Here is a 16103-nt window from a genome sequence, read left to right as displayed (position 1 = left end):
TGCGACATCCCCGAATCCAGTGGATTCGAACGGGACTCGTGGTCGGCTCGGCTGGTGGCTAGGGTTCAGGAGGTATCACCCGCATCCTGGAGGAGGTTGTCTTGTCCTACACCCCGCCCCCGCCCGATCCCAACGAGCAGGACCCCGCGTACGGGCAGCAGCCCCCGCCGCCGGGAATCCCGTCATTCGGCGCATCATCGCAGCAGCCCCCTGCCGAGGTGCCGTCCTATGGATCCGCATCTCAGCAGCCGCCGTCGTACGGGTCGGCGTCCCAGCAGCCGCAGGAACCAGGGGCACCCGCCTACGGCGCGCCTCAGCCCCCTGCGCCTCAGCAGCCCGCCCCTCAGCAGTCTGCACAGCCCGGTCCTCCTCAGCCTGGCACTGCGGTTCCTGGGTATGGGGCCCAGCAGCCTCCGGCTGGCTATGGCGTCCAGCAGCCTCCGGCTGGGTACGGCGCCCAGCAACCTCCGGCCGGCTACGGACCGCCACCCGGGGGCGGATATGGCCAGCCCGCCTACCCGCAGGCAGGCGGTGGCGGCAACGGCTTCTTCGGTGCGTTTTTCGACTTCTCATTCTCGAAGTACGTCACCCTGACATTCGCCAAGGTCATCTTCATCATCGCGATCATCATCGCCGCGCTCTGGTGGCTCGGAGCGATCATCAGCGGATTCGGTGCGGGAGCCATCGGAAGCATGATGAGCGACTTCGGGGGCGGCAGAAACGGGGGCGGCGGCGCGATCCTCGGTGTGCTGGCCATCCTGTTCGGCTGGATCCCGCCGGCACTGTTCCTCATCAGCGTCCGGATCGGGCTCGAGTTCGTGGCCGCCACGATCAAGACGGCGCAGAACACGTCCGTGCTGGCCGCGCGCGAGGAATCCACCGACGACTGACGTCCCGGTCAGGGAGCCGGGTGCGCACGTCGATGACATGATGGGCGACCATGGACGTGCGCACCTGGCTCGCCGCCCTCCCCCCGCTCGAGAGCAGCCACCTGCCACCGTTCGACCCGGCGAACGCTCCGGACGATCCCGCGCAGCTGCACCGCCGCTGGATCGCCGACGCCGCTGGTCGCGGGCTCCCGGCACCGCACGCCGTCACGCTCGCGACGGCCGCGGACCGGGACGTCAGCGCCCGGACGGTCATGCTGCGCGACCTCAGCGGCGGGCACTGGGTGTTCGCCACCGACGCCGCCAGCCCGAAGGCACGGCAGATGGCCCGCAACCCGCGCGCCGCCCTCACCTCGTTCTGGCCCGCGCTCGGACGTCAGGTGCGCGTGACGGGGGCGGTACGTGACCTGGGTGAGGATGCCGGGGCTCGTGATTTCCTCGCTCGTCACCCCGGATCTCGTGCCGCGGTCCTGACTGGTGAGCAGAGCGCCCCGCTCGACTCTCTGGAGACCTACGATCGCGCCTACGCTGAGGCGAGGGACGCCGTCGAGAAACATCCCGGCCGCGTGCCTGCCACATGGCGGTGCTATGCGATCGCAGCGACCACTGTGGAGTTCTGGGCCGCCAGGCCGAGCGGCGGTCAGATCCGGCTGAGGTACACCCTCGAACAGACCTGGCAGAGAGGACTGGTGTGGCCATGAACCCAACCGACCCGACCACCGACCACGTGCGCGCGGTGGACGAGGCTGAGGCCGCGCTCGACTCGATCATCGGGGCCGTCGAGGGATTCGAGGGATCCGACCTGTCGGCGCCGGTCGCTCTGGCCGGGTGGACCCGCAGCCACGTGCTCGCCCACGTGGAGGTGGTGGGGGAGGCGCTCGCGGTCCAGGTGGAGCAGGCGGCGCGCGGACGTCAGGTGCCGTTCCTGGAGGGAGGGCGCGCTGCTCTGGAGCGGGCTGTCGAGACGGGTGCCGAGCGCACCCGCGAGGAACACCTGGCCGCGCTGCGCACGTTGCGCGACCGGCATCACGCCAGCCGCCCTGATGCTGACGACCTCGTCTGGTACGAACCGGTCTCGTTCCGGGACGGCACAGTGGTCGACGTGGCGCTGGCCTGGTGGCGTGAGAGCCGGGTGCATCTGGTCGACCTCGACTGCGGAGCGCGCCCGGAGGACGTCTGGTCCCGCGAACTCACCGAACACCTGGTCGACTTCCTCTCGGTGCGGTTGCCCGGCCATCTCGAAATCGCTCTCGACGCACCGGCGGACGGCTTCAACTACACCGTCACCGGGCCGAGGCCTGCGACGGGTCCGTTGGTGCGGCTGCCCGAGAAGCCCCTCATCATCACCGGATCGCTCATCGAGCTGACGGCGTGGCTCGCCGGCCGCGATGTGGCCGAGCCGCCGACCGCCCTCCAGGGCGATCAAGAGGTAACGCTGCCTGAGCTGGGGCCGTGGCCCTCGGCGCTGCTGCCCGGGTAGTGACTACCAGCGCCGGTAGGGTCCGATGTGGTCAGGTGAGACTGCCAAGGGTTCACTGACCTCCCATCCACAGGAGCGCAGCGTCTCGGCGGCCTCGTGCTGGAGGTCTCTGACTGCTGCGCGGAGTTGGCGGCGGCGCCACGCCTCGCGTCCATCGGCGACTGCTTGTCGCCACCCGGGGTGAGCGTCGACGCCGCACTCTCGAACGAGGAACTCGAGGAGATCTTCGATTCCGGGCCGAAATCGTTCTCCGCCGGTCGGCATGTGTACCTTCGACAGGTCATGCGGTCCGCTGACCCGGTCGTGTCGGTGTGCCATGGCAAGGAGGGCGGTAAAGGCGCCGCGCTCAGCGTGGAACTGCCAGTGAGACACCGGATCGGAGCGCATGTCCGCGCGGTACTCCATTCGAACCAGGGGCTGACGATCCAGGCTTGAGTAGACGGCGAAGTCTGTGCGCGAGGTCTTGAGGTGTTCGTTGCGTCGATCGAGCTCCTGATGGAGCGAGAAACTCAGATCTGCATAGCGCTCGCCGTCGATGAACAGCGGGATCCGCTGTGAGTAGGCGCCCTCCCCTTCGGGACGAATCACGTACCGTTGCGCGAATTCGACGGAGATGATGCGCTTGTCGTGCGGTAGGACGGCGTCGAGTAATCGCTGCACGTCCTCGGCGAATGCGGCGGAACGTGCAGCGAGGTCAGGCGTCTCGCTCATCGTCAAGTAGGAAGGCGATCTCCTCGAGGTCCTGAGCCGCGTACCATTCGTCGCCGACCAGCGCCCCCTCGGCAACCCGCCGTTCGAACGTGCGTCGATCCACCCCGAGGTGGTGAAGGATCTGCTCGCGGCGCTCGAGGAGTTCGTCTCTGGTGACTGTGATGGTTCGCGGACTCATGGGATCACTTTCCCTTCTGAAGACTGTGCGCTCACCGTAGCGCCGACCACTGACAGTCCTCGGGTGGTCCAGGCTTTGCTGCCCTTGTGGAACTGTCGCCAGGATACGACCCACGACCTCATAGGCGCAGCCGCTCGGCCAGGAACCGGTAAGCCAGCGCGCTCATGTGCGCTGCCTGCGCGTTCGTCGCAGCCCCGCCGTGCCCGCCCTCGATGTTCTCGTAGTAGGTCACGTCCTTGCCGGCCGCGATCATCTGCGCCGCCATCTTGCGGGCGTGCCCCGGGTGCACCCGGTCGTCGCGGGTGGAGGTGGTGAACAGAACCGGAGGGTAGGAGGTGTCGGGATCGAACAGGTGATACGGCGAGAACGTGCGGATGAACTCCCACTGCTCCGGGTCGTCCGGGTCGCCGTACTCGGCCATCCAGGAGGCGCCGGCCAGCAGGTGGGAGTAGCGCTTCATATCGAGCAGGGGTACCTGGATGACCACGGCGCCGAACAACTCGGGGTACTGGGTGAGCATGTTACCCGTGAGTAGCCCGCCATTGGAGCCACCCTGTACGCCGAGGTGTTCTGCGCTGGTCACTGCGCGTGCCACCAGATCCTTCGCGACGGCGGCCATGTCCTCATACGCCTTGTGCCGGTTCTCCTTCAATGCCGCCTGGTGCCAAGTAGGCCCGTACTCCCCGCCGCCGCGGATGTTCGCGAGCACATACACGCCGCCACGTTCCAGCCACGCGCTACCCATCGCGCCCGAGTAGGTGGGGGTCAGGGAGATCTCGAAACCGCCGTAGCCATACAGCAGGGTTGGGTTCGACCCGTCCAGGGTGAGCCCTTCGGGGCGGACCAGGAAGTACGGAACCTGCGTGCCGTCGTCAGAGGTGGCGAAATGCTGTTCCATCACCAGGCCGGCGGGATCGAAGAACTGCGGCATCGCCTTCAGTGGCTCCGGCTCGGCACCGATCTCGGCCAGCGACAGGGTGGTCGGGGTGAGGAAGTCGGTGGCGTACACCCACACCGCATCCGAGGTGCGTGGATCCACCGGGCTGACCTCCACGGTGCCCACCTGCGGGGGCCCTACGAACTCCGACTCCCGGAAGCGTCCGCCGTCGGGGGTGAGTACCACCAACCGGTTCTTGACGTCGTCCAGCACGTTCAGCACGAGGTGGCGCCTGGTCCACGTGTACTCCGCCAGCGACGTGCTCGGTGTGGGTTCGTAGAGCACGTGGAAGTCGCGCGAACCGGCAAGGAAGGGGTCCAGGCCGAGGGCCAGCAGGGAGCCGCCCCGGTAGGTCTGGGTGATCGTGCGCCCGGCTTCGTCGGTGTCCTCCACGGTCCAGTCCTCGCGCAGCTCGACCGTGAGCCATTCGCGGTGAAGTCCAGGGTTGGCTGACCGAGGTACATCGATCCGTGTGAGTGTGCCGTCGTCGCCGAGCAGGTAGAGCTCGTGCTCATAGAAGGCGATGGCCCGGGAGACCAGGTTCCGCTCGAATGCGGGGGTGGAGTCGTGCATCGCGGCGATGTACAGGTCCTGCACCTCGCCCTCGTAGACGACCTCTGCCTGGTCGAGCGCGGTGCCGCGGCGCCACCGGCGAGCGATCCGCGGGTAGCCGGAGGAGGTCATCGAGCCCTCGCCGGTGTCGGTGAAGACGAAGAGAGTGTCAGAGTCGATCCAGGACGTTCCGCCCTTGGACTCGGGCCGGTAGAAGCCACCGTCGACGAACTGCTTGGACTGCAGGTCGAACTCACGGGAGACGTCCGCATCGGAACCGCCCCGGGAGAGATCCACGATCGCGAGCCGGTAGGCATCCGGACCGGTGCGCAGCACGCTGGCCCCGTGCCAGACCCAGTTGGCGCCCTCGGCTTCGTTGAGGGCGTCGATATCGAGCACGACCTCCCACTCGGGATCGTCGCTGTGATAGGACTCCAGCGTGGTGCGGCGCCAGATCCCGCGCTCATGCTCGGCGTCCCGCCAGAAGTTGTAGTAGTGCTCGCCCACCTTGGAGATACCCGGGATCTTCTCGTCGGAGTCGAGGATGGATCGGATCCGGTCCCGAGTGGAGGTGAACTCCGTCGTCTCGGCGAGGGTGGCGGCCTGTTCGGCGTTGCGGGCACGCACCCAGTCGAGGGCTTCGGGGCTCTCGACGTCTTCGAGCCAGCTGTACGGGTCGTGTGTCACGTGCGGTCCTCGCGATATGGGGTGGGGGCGGTGGAGTTCAGCCTAAGAGATGGCAGGTGCGTGACTACCCGGTGGCGAGGGTGGGTGCGTGCTCGTCCATCTTCGGTTGCGGTGCACACCAGTCCGGGTGAAGATGACGACGTCGCACTGACGCGACGTCGCTCTCGACGAGGAGAACATCCATGACTGCATCTGTCGGCCGTATCACCACGATCAGCGCCCGCTCCGACGTCAGTTTCGACGACGCGGTCGAGGCAGGTATCGCGCGTGCCTCCGCCACCTTGCGGAACGTCTCCGGTGCGTGGATCAAGGAGCAGAAGGTCGAAGTGACCGATGGCGCGGTGACCGCCTACCAGGTGGTCCTCGAGGTCACGTTCGTCCTGGACGACTGAGCATCGCTGGAGCCCGTCAGTTCTGTACGGCATCCCGCGCCGCCACGAACGCCGCCACGAACGCCGCGACGCACTCCTCGACATCCTCGGCTGAGTGTGCGGCCGAGAGTTGCACCCGGATACGTGCCTTCTCGCGCGGCACCACGGGGAAACTGAACGCTGTCACGTACACCCCGCGGGCGAGCATGGCGTCGGCGATCCGGGCGGCGAGCGCGGCGTCGCCGAACATCACCGGCACGATGGCGTGCTCCCCGGGAAGCAGGTCGAAGCCCTCGGCGCTCATGCGCTCGCGGAACAGCGCGGCGTTGGATCCCAGCCGCTCACGCAGCTCACCCGAGGCCGCCACCAGGTCCAGTGCCGTCAGCGTCGCGGCGACGATCGGCGGGGCGAGGGAGTTGGAGAACAGGTACGGTCGGGCCCGCTGGCGCAGCAGCTCCACGATCTCGGCCCGCCCGGAGACGTAACCGCCGGATGCGCCACCTAGCGCCTTGCCGAAGGTTCCTGTGGTGAGGTCAACCCGGTCAGAGACGCCGGCATGTTCCGGAGTCCCCGCCCCTGTCGGCCCCATGAACCCGACGGCGTGGGAGTCATCCACCATCACCAGCGCACCGAATTCCTCGGCCAGATCGCAGATCTGGGCCAGTGGGGCCACGTAGCCGTCCATGGAGAACACGCCGTCCGTGACCACCAGGATCCGCCGCGCTCCACCCTCCTTCGCCCGGGTGAGCTGCGCCCGCAGATCAGCCATATCCCGGTTCGAGTACCGGTACCGTGTCGCCTTGCACAGCCGGATCCCGTCGATGATCGAGGCATGGTTGAGCTCGTCGGAGATCACTGCGTCCTCGGCACCGAGCAGCGTCTCGAAGACCCCGCCGTTGGCGTCGAAGCAGGAGCCGAACAGGATCGTGCCCTCGGTGCCCAGGAACTGCGAGACCCGTCGCTCCAGCTCCAGGTGCAGATCCTGGGTGCCGCAGATGAACCGCACCGATGCCATCCCGAATCCGCGCTCGTCCAGGGCCCGGTGGGCTGCGGCAACAATGTCCGGATGCCCGGCGAGCCCGAGGTAGTTGTTCGCGCAGAAGTTCAGCACTTCCGCAGGTGCGCCATCCCCGACGGCGGAAGGGTCGCCGTCGGGAGGGGAAGCAAGCACGTGCGCGGACTGGGGCGAGGCGATGGCGCGTTCGTGCTTGTACAGCCCGGCCGAGCGCAGTTCGTCCAGCTCGGCGCGCAGATCCTCAGCGATCGTGTACATCGGTGCTCCTCACAACCTCGTCCAGTCCAGCACGACCTTGCCGCTCGTGGCCGACTTCGCGGCCGCGAACCCCGCTTCCCACTGCGACGCCGGGAGCCGGTCGGTCACCACCGAGGTGACGGCGTCGAGCAGCCACTCGGAGGTCTGCAGCATCGAGCTCATCGCGTTCCACGTCTCGAACATCTCCCTCCCGTAGATCCCCTGCAGTGTCAGCATCTGGGTGACCACCAGCGACCAGTCCATGTCGATCGGCTCGCTCGGCAGCCCCAGGATGGCGATCTTCCCGCCGTGGTTCATCACGGTGATCATCTCCGGCAGGGCGCTGGGGTGGCCCGACATCTCCAGCCCGACGTCGAAGCCTTCCCGCAGGTGCAGCAGTTCCTCGGCACGGTTGACCGGAGTGGTGGAGACGTTCAGCGCCAGATCCACGCCCATCTTCTCGGCCAGTGCCAGCCGCTCGGGGGAGACGTCGGTGATGGCGACGTAGCGGGCACCGGCGTGGCGCACCACCGCCGCCGCCATCAGTCCGATCGGCCCGGCGCCGGTGATCAGCACATCCTCGCCGACCACCGGGAACTTCAGCGCGGTGTGCACTGCGTTGCCGAAGGGGTCGAAGATCGCGCCGAGCTCCGGGCTGACGGCGTGGCCTCCCTCGCGGGTGTGTGACCACACGTTCTCCTGCGGGATCACCACGTACTCGGCGAAGGCGCCCTCGCGTTGCACGCCGACCGAGATGGTCCGGATGCACAATTGCCGCCGGCCGGCCCGGCAGTTGCGGCACATTCCGCACACGATGTGCCCCTCACCGGAGACCAGCTCACCCACCTCGACGTCGTGGATCATGTCTCCGACCGCGACGACCTCACCGTAGAACTCATGCCCGGGGATCAGCGGGGACGTCACCATCGAGGCGGCCCAGTGATCCCAGTCGAGGATGTGCAGGTCGGTGCCGCAGATGCCGGTGGTGTGCACACGGATCTTCACCTCGTGCGGGCCGGGCTCGGGCTCGGGTCGCTCGACGAGCTCCAGCCCGGGGTGGGGGCCGGTCTTGTACAGGGCCTTCATTCTTGGCGTTCCTCCTGGGTTGTCCAGATAGTGGAACGCTATCAAGGGTCCGGGTCGTCGTCCGATTCCGGCCAGGCAGGGGAATGGAAGGTGGAACGGGCCGGGTGGTGGTGGACGATCCTGTCGTCGGGAACTGCTACCCATGGGCGCTGACAGTGGCACGGGCTAGCGTGGAGGAGTGACCTACCCTGCCCCGCCCGCGAAGACCTCGACCACCGGCCCGAAGATCCTCACCTTCGGTGGCATCGGTCTGCTGGTCGTCACCGCGGTGCTCGCGGTGTTCGTGGTGCGATTGTTCCTCTCGGTGCTCCCGCTCGGGATCGTCGACTCCGACGGCTCACCGGGGCCGGACGCGGTCGGCGGCACCGATGTGCCTGGCAGTGTGACCCTCACCCTGGAGACCGACACCGCGTACACGGTCTACCTCGCGTTCCCGAGCAACGCCACCGCTGCGCTCAGCGAGGACCCGACGGTCACCGACGCGATGGGCACGATCTTGCCCGGGCTCCCCGCCCCGGCCAGCACCTCCACCATCGGAGGGGTCTCCGCGGAAGGTGTGCACACCTTCCGTACGAGCGTCGCCGGTGAGTACACGATCGACGTCCCAGAGCTCGCCAACCCGGACTCCACCCCGTGGGCTACCGCCGTCGTCACCGAGGGTGACGACTTGCCTGCCTTCTTCTCCGGACTGTTCGGCACCGTGTTCGGAGTGTTCCTGGCGATCGGACTGGGGATGCTCGGGGTCGGGATGGTCGTCGGTGGCGGGGTCTGGTGGTACGTGCGGCGTTCACGTGCATCTCGCCCCGGGATCGCCTGATCACCCTGCCATGCACACGAACCGACGTTCCCACCGCCATCCGTGCCTGGAACGTGGCTCGGCGCGTAGGCTCGTGCCATGGCCGATCTGCACGATCTGACCGCCCGTGAACTCGCCACCGCGATCCGCACCCGCCAGACCTCGCCCGCCGAGGTGCTCGCCCACACCGAAGCCCGCGCCGACGCGCTGAGCGAACGGGTGGGTGCCTTCGTCACCCGCGCGCCCGATCTCGCCCGGGCCCACGCCGACGACGCAGCTCGCCTCCTCGAGGAGTCCTCACCCGAGGAGGTGGCCCGTGCGTATCCCCTGCTCGGGGTGCCGCTGCCGATCAAGGACCTGACGATGGTGGCCGGCGTGCCGATGCGCGCCGGGAGCGCCGCCCTGGACGGTTTCGTCGCCCCCGTCGACGACGGCCTGGTCATCCGATTCCGGGAGGCAGGCACCGTCATGATCGGCAAGACCAACACCCCCGAGATCGGTCTGCCCTGCTACACCGAGCCCGAGGTCGCACCCCCGGCCCGCACCCCGTGGGACCTGACCCGGTCCGCCGGTGGATCCTCCGGGGGCGCCGCGGCCGCCGTCGCCTCACGGATCGTCCCGATCGCGCACGGCAGCGACGGCGGTGGCTCGATCCGCATCCCCGCCAGTGCGTGCGGGCTCGTTGGTCTCAAGGCCAGCCGCGGGCGGGTCTCGACCGGACCGTTCGGGGTGGACGGGCCGGCGCTGGCCACGCAGGGTGTGCTCACCCGGGACGTGCGTGACACCGCCCTCGCACTTGATCTCCTCAGCCCCCCGTGGCCCGGCGACTCGGCGCTGCTTCCGGGGCCGCAGACCTCCTTCCTCGACGCCTGTGAACGCCGCGAGCAGGGACTGCGCGTGGGAGTCGTGACCACACCGTTCATCACGCCCGAGGCGCCGGTGCACGAGCAGGCGAGGGCCGCCGTCGAGAAGACCGCCCGGGCGCTGGAGGCGATGGGCCACCACGTGAGCGAAGCGCCGGTGCCGTTCGCGGCCGAGGAGTGGACCCCGTTCCTGGACGTGTGGTCGGTGATGGCCGCGAGCGCGCCGCTGCCCGAGGAGGCTGAGCACCTGCTGGTGCCGCTGACCCAGTGGATGCGCGAGCGCGGGCGGGGTGTGAGCGGGCTCGCCTACGCGGGTGCGATCAGCGCCGGGCAGCGGCTCACGCGGCAGACCGCGACCGCGTGGGTGGAGTTCGATGTGATCTGTATGCCCACGCTCGCGCAGCCGCCGGCGCCGATCGGGTCCATCCGTGACGACGCCGACCCCGAGGGTGACTTCTGGGCGCAGTGTGCCTTCACGCCCTGGACCAGTACCTGGAACATCCTCGGCTGGCCGGCGATCTCCCTGCCTGTGCACTGGGCGCCCGATTCCCCGGACGGCGGCCCTGACCTCCCGTTCGGCGTCGCCCTGGGGGCGGGGTTGGGTGCGGAGGAGCGGCTGCTCGCGCTCGCGGCGGCGTTGGAGGAGGCACTGCCGTGGTCCGGCCGGCGGCCGCCGGTGGGGTGAGACCCTCGGGTGGCCCCCACACCATCCCAGGGGCCGAAAGTTTGCACCCGTTAGCGTTGTCAGGGTCAAACCTTGGACCCGTGGGACCGGATCGCTAGGTCCTCGGGCCCGTACGCGTACTCCTCGACCAACCGACCTCTGGTGACGTGCTCCCATCTCCTTTCGAGGGGTCGGGCGGCGAGGTACGGTGCCACGCCCCGCCCGACCCCAGTCGCGAACTAGCCCATCACGGACAGGCCGGTCTTCAGGCTCGTGTAGCGCTCAGTGTCCGGCTCCTCGACCCAGGCGGCCTCCCCGAGGTCCCAGTCCCGGTTGCTCTCGAGCAGCACATCCGTCTTCCCGCCTCGGCTGAGGTTGGCGATGCTGCCGGACGCCAGGACGTTCTCGCGCATCGTGAAGGCCTGACCGTCATTGCGGGTACCCGTGCGCAGGTCGCCGTACGCGATGGCGATGTCTGTCTGCGCATCGATCACGTTCCGGTCGATCAGGCTCATTGCGGCCGAGTCAGACCGGTGCTGGATCACCATGATGGGAATGGCGGCAGCATCGGCGTTCTCGATCTGGATGCGATTATCCCGCACCAGGCAACTGCGCCCGCCCACGGACTGTCGGCCGAGCGCGATGTAGACGTCGTTCGCCGAGCTGGCGTTGGTGAACCGGAACTCGTTGTTGACCAACGACTGGTTCGCTTTGCTGTGCCCCGCGACGCCGTCGATGATCACGTTCTCGAAGTAGTTGTCCGAGATGGTGACGTCGCCATAGTTGTCCAGGCGGACCACACCGAAGTCAGTGTCCCCGTCCCAGCGGAACGTGTTGCCGCGGATCGCGTACTGCTCCGGTGTGGCATCGTCGAAGCTGGCGATCTGACGGAAGACCTCCAGTCCCTTCTGCTGGCCCACCGGGCCCATGTTGGCTGCGGCTGGGCCCTGAATGGCGACGTTGTTGCTGAACACACCATTGCGGCAGCCATAAAACACGCTGTAGCAGAAGTTGCCTGCGTACTTCACTGTATTACCGTCGACGGTGAAATTCTGGCAGCCCTCCATATCGATCGCGGTATCGATGGAGTATTCGCACATGTTGCCCGTGACGGTGATCTCGGAGCCGTTGTTTCCGTAGATCGCGCCGTTGTTCTGGTGCAGGTAGTTGTTCGCGATCGTGAACTGCAGGCAGCGACGCAGAAAGTGCTTCTCTCCGCCCTCGCCCTTGCGGGCCCCGCCGCCCCACCAGGAGATCTGACCGAACCGGCAGATGTTGCCGGTGATGACGGCGCGCTTGACGAAGTTCAGGCGTAGCGCCATGACGAAGTACTCGACGCCGTCGACGTGGTTGTTGACGAAGAAGATGTCTTCGCAGAGGTCATCGGTGGAATCGGGAGAGAAGCCGGCCTCCACTGCGGGATCTCCGCTTTCGCCGGCGTTGGCGCGGACGTAGGAGTTGTTCATCTCGAGTTCGTGGCAGACGAACGCCGCTCCGCAGTTGACGAAGGTGCAGTCGGCGATGGTCACGCGGCGGGCGTTGACCAGTTTGAACACGCCGTTGCGCTGCTGCTCCAGGGACTCGAAGCTCAGCGAGCGCACGGTGATGTCGTAGGAGAAGGTGCCGGTGGGGTCGTCCATCACGGCCTGCTCGCGCAGCCGGAAGAACCCGCCCCGCACGTGGATGTCGTCGGTGTCTTCGATCGGGATGGTGAAGTAGATGAGCGAATCGCCATCGCCGATCAGGCTCGTGTTCGAACGCATGGCAATGTAGTCACTCACCAGGTAGCGCGGTGAGCTGTTCGGGAAATAGATGACACGGCCGGCGTTCTCATCGATCGCCGCCTGGATCGCAGCCGTCCAGTCCCAGTCCTCCTCCGGGTCTGCCTGATTGGTGACCTGATCCTTGTAGTCGTGGATGCTCACCCAGCTGAGTACCGACGACGTCGTGGAGTTCCCTGCGTGCGGATTTCCGCCGTTGCCGTTCCCGTTGCCCTGGCCGTTCCCGTTCCCGTTCCCATGGCCATTGCCATTGCCGTTCCCGGGGTCGGCGGCCGCTGGTAGTGCGCCCAGTGTGACGGCTGCAGTGCTTGCAGCCAGGCCGGCGAGACCTGCTCCCAGGATGTTGCGCCGAGACGTGTGGTCGTCCATCGGTTTCTGCTCCCTCGTCGTTGAAGTAGGACGCGACCTACGATAACCGATGACAGTTAACTGTCAACGTTGCGACGATCAACTGAAGACGATACGGTTCGGTTAACCGTCGACTGCGAGGGAGCGCCGTGGCATCCGACCGTCCCAACATCGTTCTGGTGGTCACCGACCAGCAGCGCTTCGACACCCTCGCCTGCTATGGCTTCGAGGCCGGTCATACGCCGAACTTGGATCGATTGGCGCAGCAGGGTGCGGTCGTCGACGCCGCCTACTGCACCTCGCCACTGTGCACGCCGAGCCGGGCGAGTATGTTCACCGGCAAGCACGTGGCCGAGCACGGGGTGGAGAAGCTCTACGACACACTTCCCGAGTCCGAGGGGCTATTCACCGAACGCCTCCGCCAGGTCGGCTATCGCACCGGACTGTTCGGCAAACTGCACGTCAGCGGCCGCGCCGACGAGGCTGAACACCGCCACCCGGGCGACGGATTCGACGTCTATGAATGGTGCAACGAGGCCAGCCTCGACATGGAGTCTCCGTTGCACGCCTATGACGCCTGGCTCGCCGAGAAGGACCCGGAGTTCCGGGAGCGGCTGCGCACCGAGGGGCGCGGCGTACTGCACTACCCCCGCGAGGTGCACATGAGCCACTGGATCGCCGATCGCGCCCTTGGCTTCATCGACGAGACCACCGCAGCCCAGCAGCCATTCCTCGCCTACCTCGGCTTCTTCGACCCGCACAACCCCTTCGACGACTACCCGGAGGAGTTCGCCGCCCACGTGGGCGACCTGCCTCCGGTTCGTCCGGTGCCGGAACGCATCCCCGGTGGTCTGCAGCGGGAGATCGACTCCAAGACCGTGGCCGCGCACGTCGCCGGCGGTGACCTGGAGGCGGCCAGAGTTGGCTACCACGCCTCCATCGCGCTGCTCGACGCCGAGATCGGCCGGGTGCTGGATCGCATCGACGAACTCGGCATTGCCGAGGACACCCTGGTCATCGTCACCGGCGACCACGGTGAGATGCTCGGTGACCGCGGGCGCATGACCAAGGGTGCCTTCTTCTACGAGTCCTGCGTCAGGGTTCCGCTGATCATCCGTCATCCGGGCGAGGTTCCCGACGGCGTCCGAGTGCCCGAGCCTGTCCTGCCGACCGACATAGCCGCAACCGTTCTCAGTGCGGCCGGCTTGGACCATGGCGACCTGGAGAACGTGCTCGACCTGCGCCTGCTCGCCAGTGGCGAGACTGAACCCCATGCCTTCGTGGCCTCCTCCTATCGCAACGGAGGGGTCGCCGTCGGGAGATCGATCACCTACTTCGACCCCCCGCTGCTGGCCACCATGATCCGCTCGGGCCGCCACAAGCTCGTGCGCTACCACGACCCCGTCGCGCCCGACGGGCAGCTGTTCGATCTGGAGGCCGATCCAGGCGAAGACGCCGACCTCTGGGAGGACCCGGCGTTGGCCGATGTCCGGGCCGACCTCACGGCCACGTTGCTCGACTGGCAGGTCCGCCAACACTGGCGAGCCGGGCCGCGCGGAGGCGAACGACGTCCCCACAACACCGTGGCGTGACCAGCGCCGCACCCCCAGCCCATCACACCCGAGACTTCCAGGAGTATCCGTTGACCGTCGCCACCACCGTCCCCGGAACCGTCGTCGGCCATTCGCCGGCCAGCAGCCGTGCCTACGTCGGCTCACCGTCGATCGTCGTGCTACCCGACGGCGACTATCTCGCCGGCCATGACCTGTTCGGGCCGGGGACGAACTTCGACACCCAGATGATCTACGGCTCCACCGACCAGGGCGCCACCTGGACCCACCGCGCCACCGTAACCGGCCAGTTCTGGAGCACGCTGTTTCTCGCAGGAGGCAGTGTCTGGACGATCGGGGCGAGCCGGCAGTACGGGAACGTCGTGATCCGCCGCTCCGACGACGGCGGGCACACCTGGACCGAGCCCACCGACGAGGCGAACGGCCTGATCAAGTCCGGGACCTTCCACACCGCACCCACGCCGGTCCTCGAGCATGAGGGGCGCTGGTGGCGCGCCATCGAAGATGTGACAGACACGAGCCGGTGGGGTCGGTCCTTCCGTGCCGGGATGTTCTCCGCCCCCGTGGGTTCGGACCTGCTCGACGCAAGAAACTGGACCAGCACACCGTTTCAGGCGGTCGACCCGAGCTGGCTCGGCGGGACGATGAACGCATGGTTGGAGGGCAATGCCGTCGTCGGGTCCGATGGTCAGATGATGAACGTGATGCGGGTAGACGAGCCCGGTACCGGGAACCACGTCTACAGCGCGCTGTTGCGTGTGCCGACCCCGGACAGTCCGATGACCTTCGACCCGGAGGTCGACTTGGTGCCGATGCCCGGCGGCATCTCGAAGTTCACCATCCGCTGGGACGAGCCCACTGGGCGCTACCACTCGCTGGTCAACCATGTGCCTCACCCCGAACGTGCTGCCAAGGGACTGCGTGGGCGGCATGTGCTGTGCCACGTGACGTCGCCGGACCTGCGCACGTGGCAGGTGGGTGCAGTCTTACTCGAGCATGAGGACGACGTCGACCACGGCTTCCAGTACGTGGACTGGGTGGTCGAGGGTGAGGACATCCTCTTCGTCTCCCGGACGGCGTATGAGGATTCCGAGGGAAGCGCCGAGAACTTCCACGACAGCAACTACCTGACCTTCCACCGGTTCGCCGACTTCCGCAGCCGGCTCCCCAGTACCTCATGAGCGCCCTGGACGGCACTGGCGTGACCATTGCCCCGGTGCAGCGCAACGCACTCGGCGATCAGGTTGCCGCACGGTTGCGGCTGCTCATCGTGACCGGTCAGTTGCCGGCCGGGTACCGGTTGGTGGAAGCGAGCCTCTCGGCCGACTTCGGCGTCAGCCGCGGTCCGGTCCGCGACGCACTCGGGACGCTGCAGTCCGAAGGGCTGGTGGCCGTTCAGGGGCGGGGGTTGTCCGTGGTGGGCCTGACGGCTGAGGACCTCGTCGAGCTGTTCTCCCTGCGGCGCACGCTGGAGACGTTCGCGCTGCGCGAGTGCGCAGCCGCCGCCGACCCTGTCTGGAGCCCCGCCGAGGACCGGCTGGCTGAACTGGATCAGGCGGCCGACGACGGCGATGCCGTGGCCTTCGCCCATGCGGATCTCGCGTTCCACACCAGTCTGTATCACGTGGCCGGGCACCGCAGGCTGCTGCGGGTGTGGAACGGGTACCGGCCCACATTCGCCGCCCTGCTCGAGGTGGCCACGTCGCAGGACCGAGACCTGCATCCGTCGGCCGATTCGCACCGGCTGATCCTGGAGCGCGTCCGGGCCGGGGACGTTGCGGCGGCCGAGCGTGAGCTGGTCGACCACCTGGAAGGGGCGCGTGCCCGACTGGAACGGTTCCGCGCCGCCCACCACGACGAGCAGGACCCTGGCTGAGGAGCCCCCATGGCAAGGCGGCCGAACGTCCTGTCATCTTCGGTGATGACTGGGGCTAGGGGC

At 67.5% G+C, this 16103-nt stretch carries 15 protein-coding genes; 9 read left to right on the top strand and 6 right to left on the bottom strand.

All coding sequences use genetic code 11. The features are described from left to right. The first annotated feature begins 101 nt into the window (after nucleotides 1–101). The 3 genes from IM660_RS17090 to IM660_RS17080 are packed head-to-tail and all read left to right on the top strand — an operon-like array spanning nucleotide 102 to nucleotide 2367. Nucleotides 102–890: a DUF4282 domain-containing protein gene (locus tag IM660_RS17090; RefSeq protein WP_193496980.1), complete on the top strand. Its 789-nt coding sequence runs from the start codon at nucleotides 102–104 to the stop codon at nucleotides 888–890. A gap of 50 nt (nucleotides 891–940) precedes the next feature. Further along, complete coding sequence (locus IM660_RS17085) at nucleotides 941–1588, top strand: pyridoxine/pyridoxamine 5'-phosphate oxidase (protein ID WP_193496979.1); 648 nt, start codon at nucleotides 941–943, stop codon at nucleotides 1586–1588. Beyond that, the gene (locus IM660_RS17080) at nucleotides 1585–2367 is read left to right on the top strand and encodes a maleylpyruvate isomerase family mycothiol-dependent enzyme (RefSeq protein ID WP_193496978.1); all 783 of its coding nucleotides are present in this window, start codon (nucleotides 1585–1587) and stop codon (nucleotides 2365–2367) included. Before IM660_RS17085 ends, IM660_RS17080 begins: the two co-directional genes overlap by 4 nt. Nucleotides 2368–2370: 3 nt before the next feature. Here the strand turns inward: IM660_RS17080 and IM660_RS17075 are convergent, their stop codons facing one another. The 3 genes from IM660_RS17075 to IM660_RS17065 all read right to left on the bottom strand — a co-directional run bounded on the left by IM660_RS17075 (nucleotide 2371) and on the right by IM660_RS17065 (nucleotide 5432). Next, on the bottom strand, nucleotides 2371–3078 hold the full coding sequence (locus tag IM660_RS17075) for a hypothetical protein (protein ID WP_193496977.1): 708 nt from the start codon (nucleotides 3076–3078) through the stop codon (nucleotides 2371–2373). Then, the gene (locus IM660_RS17070) at nucleotides 3062–3256 is read right to left on the bottom strand and encodes a hypothetical protein (protein ID WP_193496976.1); all 195 of its coding nucleotides are present in this window, start codon (nucleotides 3254–3256) and stop codon (nucleotides 3062–3064) included. Before IM660_RS17070 ends, IM660_RS17075 begins: the two co-directional genes overlap by 17 nt. Before the next feature lie 118 nt (nucleotides 3257–3374). Beyond that, entirely contained in the window at nucleotides 3375–5432 is a 2058-nt protein-coding gene (locus IM660_RS17065) for a prolyl oligopeptidase family serine peptidase (protein ID WP_246465012.1), read from the bottom strand. Between the two features lie 182 nt (nucleotides 5433–5614). Here IM660_RS17065 and IM660_RS17060 point away from each other — a divergent pair, with 182 nt between their 5' ends. Continuing rightward, a complete protein-coding gene (locus IM660_RS17060; protein ID WP_193496975.1) occupies nucleotides 5615–5824 on the top strand; it encodes a dodecin family protein in 210 nt (69 codons plus the stop codon). A gap of 16 nt (nucleotides 5825–5840) precedes the next feature. Here the strand turns inward: IM660_RS17060 and IM660_RS17055 are convergent, their stop codons facing one another. Next, a complete protein-coding gene (locus tag IM660_RS17055) occupies nucleotides 5841–7076 on the bottom strand; it encodes a glycine C-acetyltransferase (protein ID WP_193496974.1) in 1236 nt (411 codons plus the stop codon). A 9-nt stretch (nucleotides 7077–7085) separates the two neighbouring features. Further along, complete coding sequence (gene tdh, locus IM660_RS17050) at nucleotides 7086–8141, bottom strand: L-threonine 3-dehydrogenase (RefSeq protein ID WP_193496973.1); 1056 nt, start codon at nucleotides 8139–8141, stop codon at nucleotides 7086–7088. Between the two features lie 178 nt (nucleotides 8142–8319). Here tdh and IM660_RS17045 point away from each other — a divergent pair, with 178 nt between their 5' ends. Next, nucleotides 8320–8958: a hypothetical protein gene (locus tag IM660_RS17045; protein WP_193496972.1), complete on the top strand. Its 639-nt coding sequence runs from the start codon at nucleotides 8320–8322 to the stop codon at nucleotides 8956–8958. Nucleotides 8959–9036: 78 nt separating this feature from the next. Then, complete coding sequence (locus IM660_RS17040) at nucleotides 9037–10485, top strand: amidase (RefSeq protein ID WP_193496971.1); 1449 nt, start codon at nucleotides 9037–9039, stop codon at nucleotides 10483–10485. A 218-nt stretch (nucleotides 10486–10703) separates the two neighbouring features. On the opposite strand, the gene IM660_RS17035 is transcribed toward IM660_RS17040, so the two are convergent. After that, on the bottom strand, nucleotides 10704–12614 hold the full coding sequence (locus tag IM660_RS17035; RefSeq protein WP_193496970.1) for a right-handed parallel beta-helix repeat-containing protein: 1911 nt from the start codon (nucleotides 12612–12614) through the stop codon (nucleotides 10704–10706). Nucleotides 12615–12742: 128 nt separating this feature from the next. Here IM660_RS17035 and IM660_RS17030 point away from each other — a divergent pair, with 128 nt between their 5' ends. From IM660_RS17030 to IM660_RS17020, 3 genes are read left to right on the top strand one after another with little or no spacing between them, the layout of a single operon-like run. Next, nucleotides 12743–14185, top strand: a complete 1443-nt coding sequence (locus IM660_RS17030; protein WP_193496969.1) for a sulfatase family protein — start codon at nucleotides 12743–12745, stop codon at nucleotides 14183–14185. 50 nt (nucleotides 14186–14235) lie between these two features. Beyond that, nucleotides 14236–15345, top strand: a complete 1110-nt coding sequence (locus IM660_RS17025) for a sialidase family protein (RefSeq protein ID WP_193496968.1) — start codon at nucleotides 14236–14238, stop codon at nucleotides 15343–15345. After that, on the top strand, nucleotides 15342–16040 hold the full coding sequence (locus IM660_RS17020; RefSeq protein ID WP_210769010.1) for a GntR family transcriptional regulator: 699 nt from the start codon (nucleotides 15342–15344) through the stop codon (nucleotides 16038–16040). The genes IM660_RS17025 and IM660_RS17020 overlap by 4 nt, the downstream gene beginning before the upstream one ends. Nucleotides 16041–16103: the final 63 nt, after the last annotated feature.

It is taken from the genome of Ruania alkalisoli, assembly GCF_014960965.1.
In the GTDB taxonomy this organism is placed as follows: Bacteria; Actinomycetota; Actinomycetes; order Actinomycetales; family Beutenbergiaceae; genus Ruania; species Ruania alkalisoli.
The sequence above is the reverse complement of the archived record's forward strand: the minus strand, read 5'-3'. Positions and strand labels throughout refer to the sequence as shown.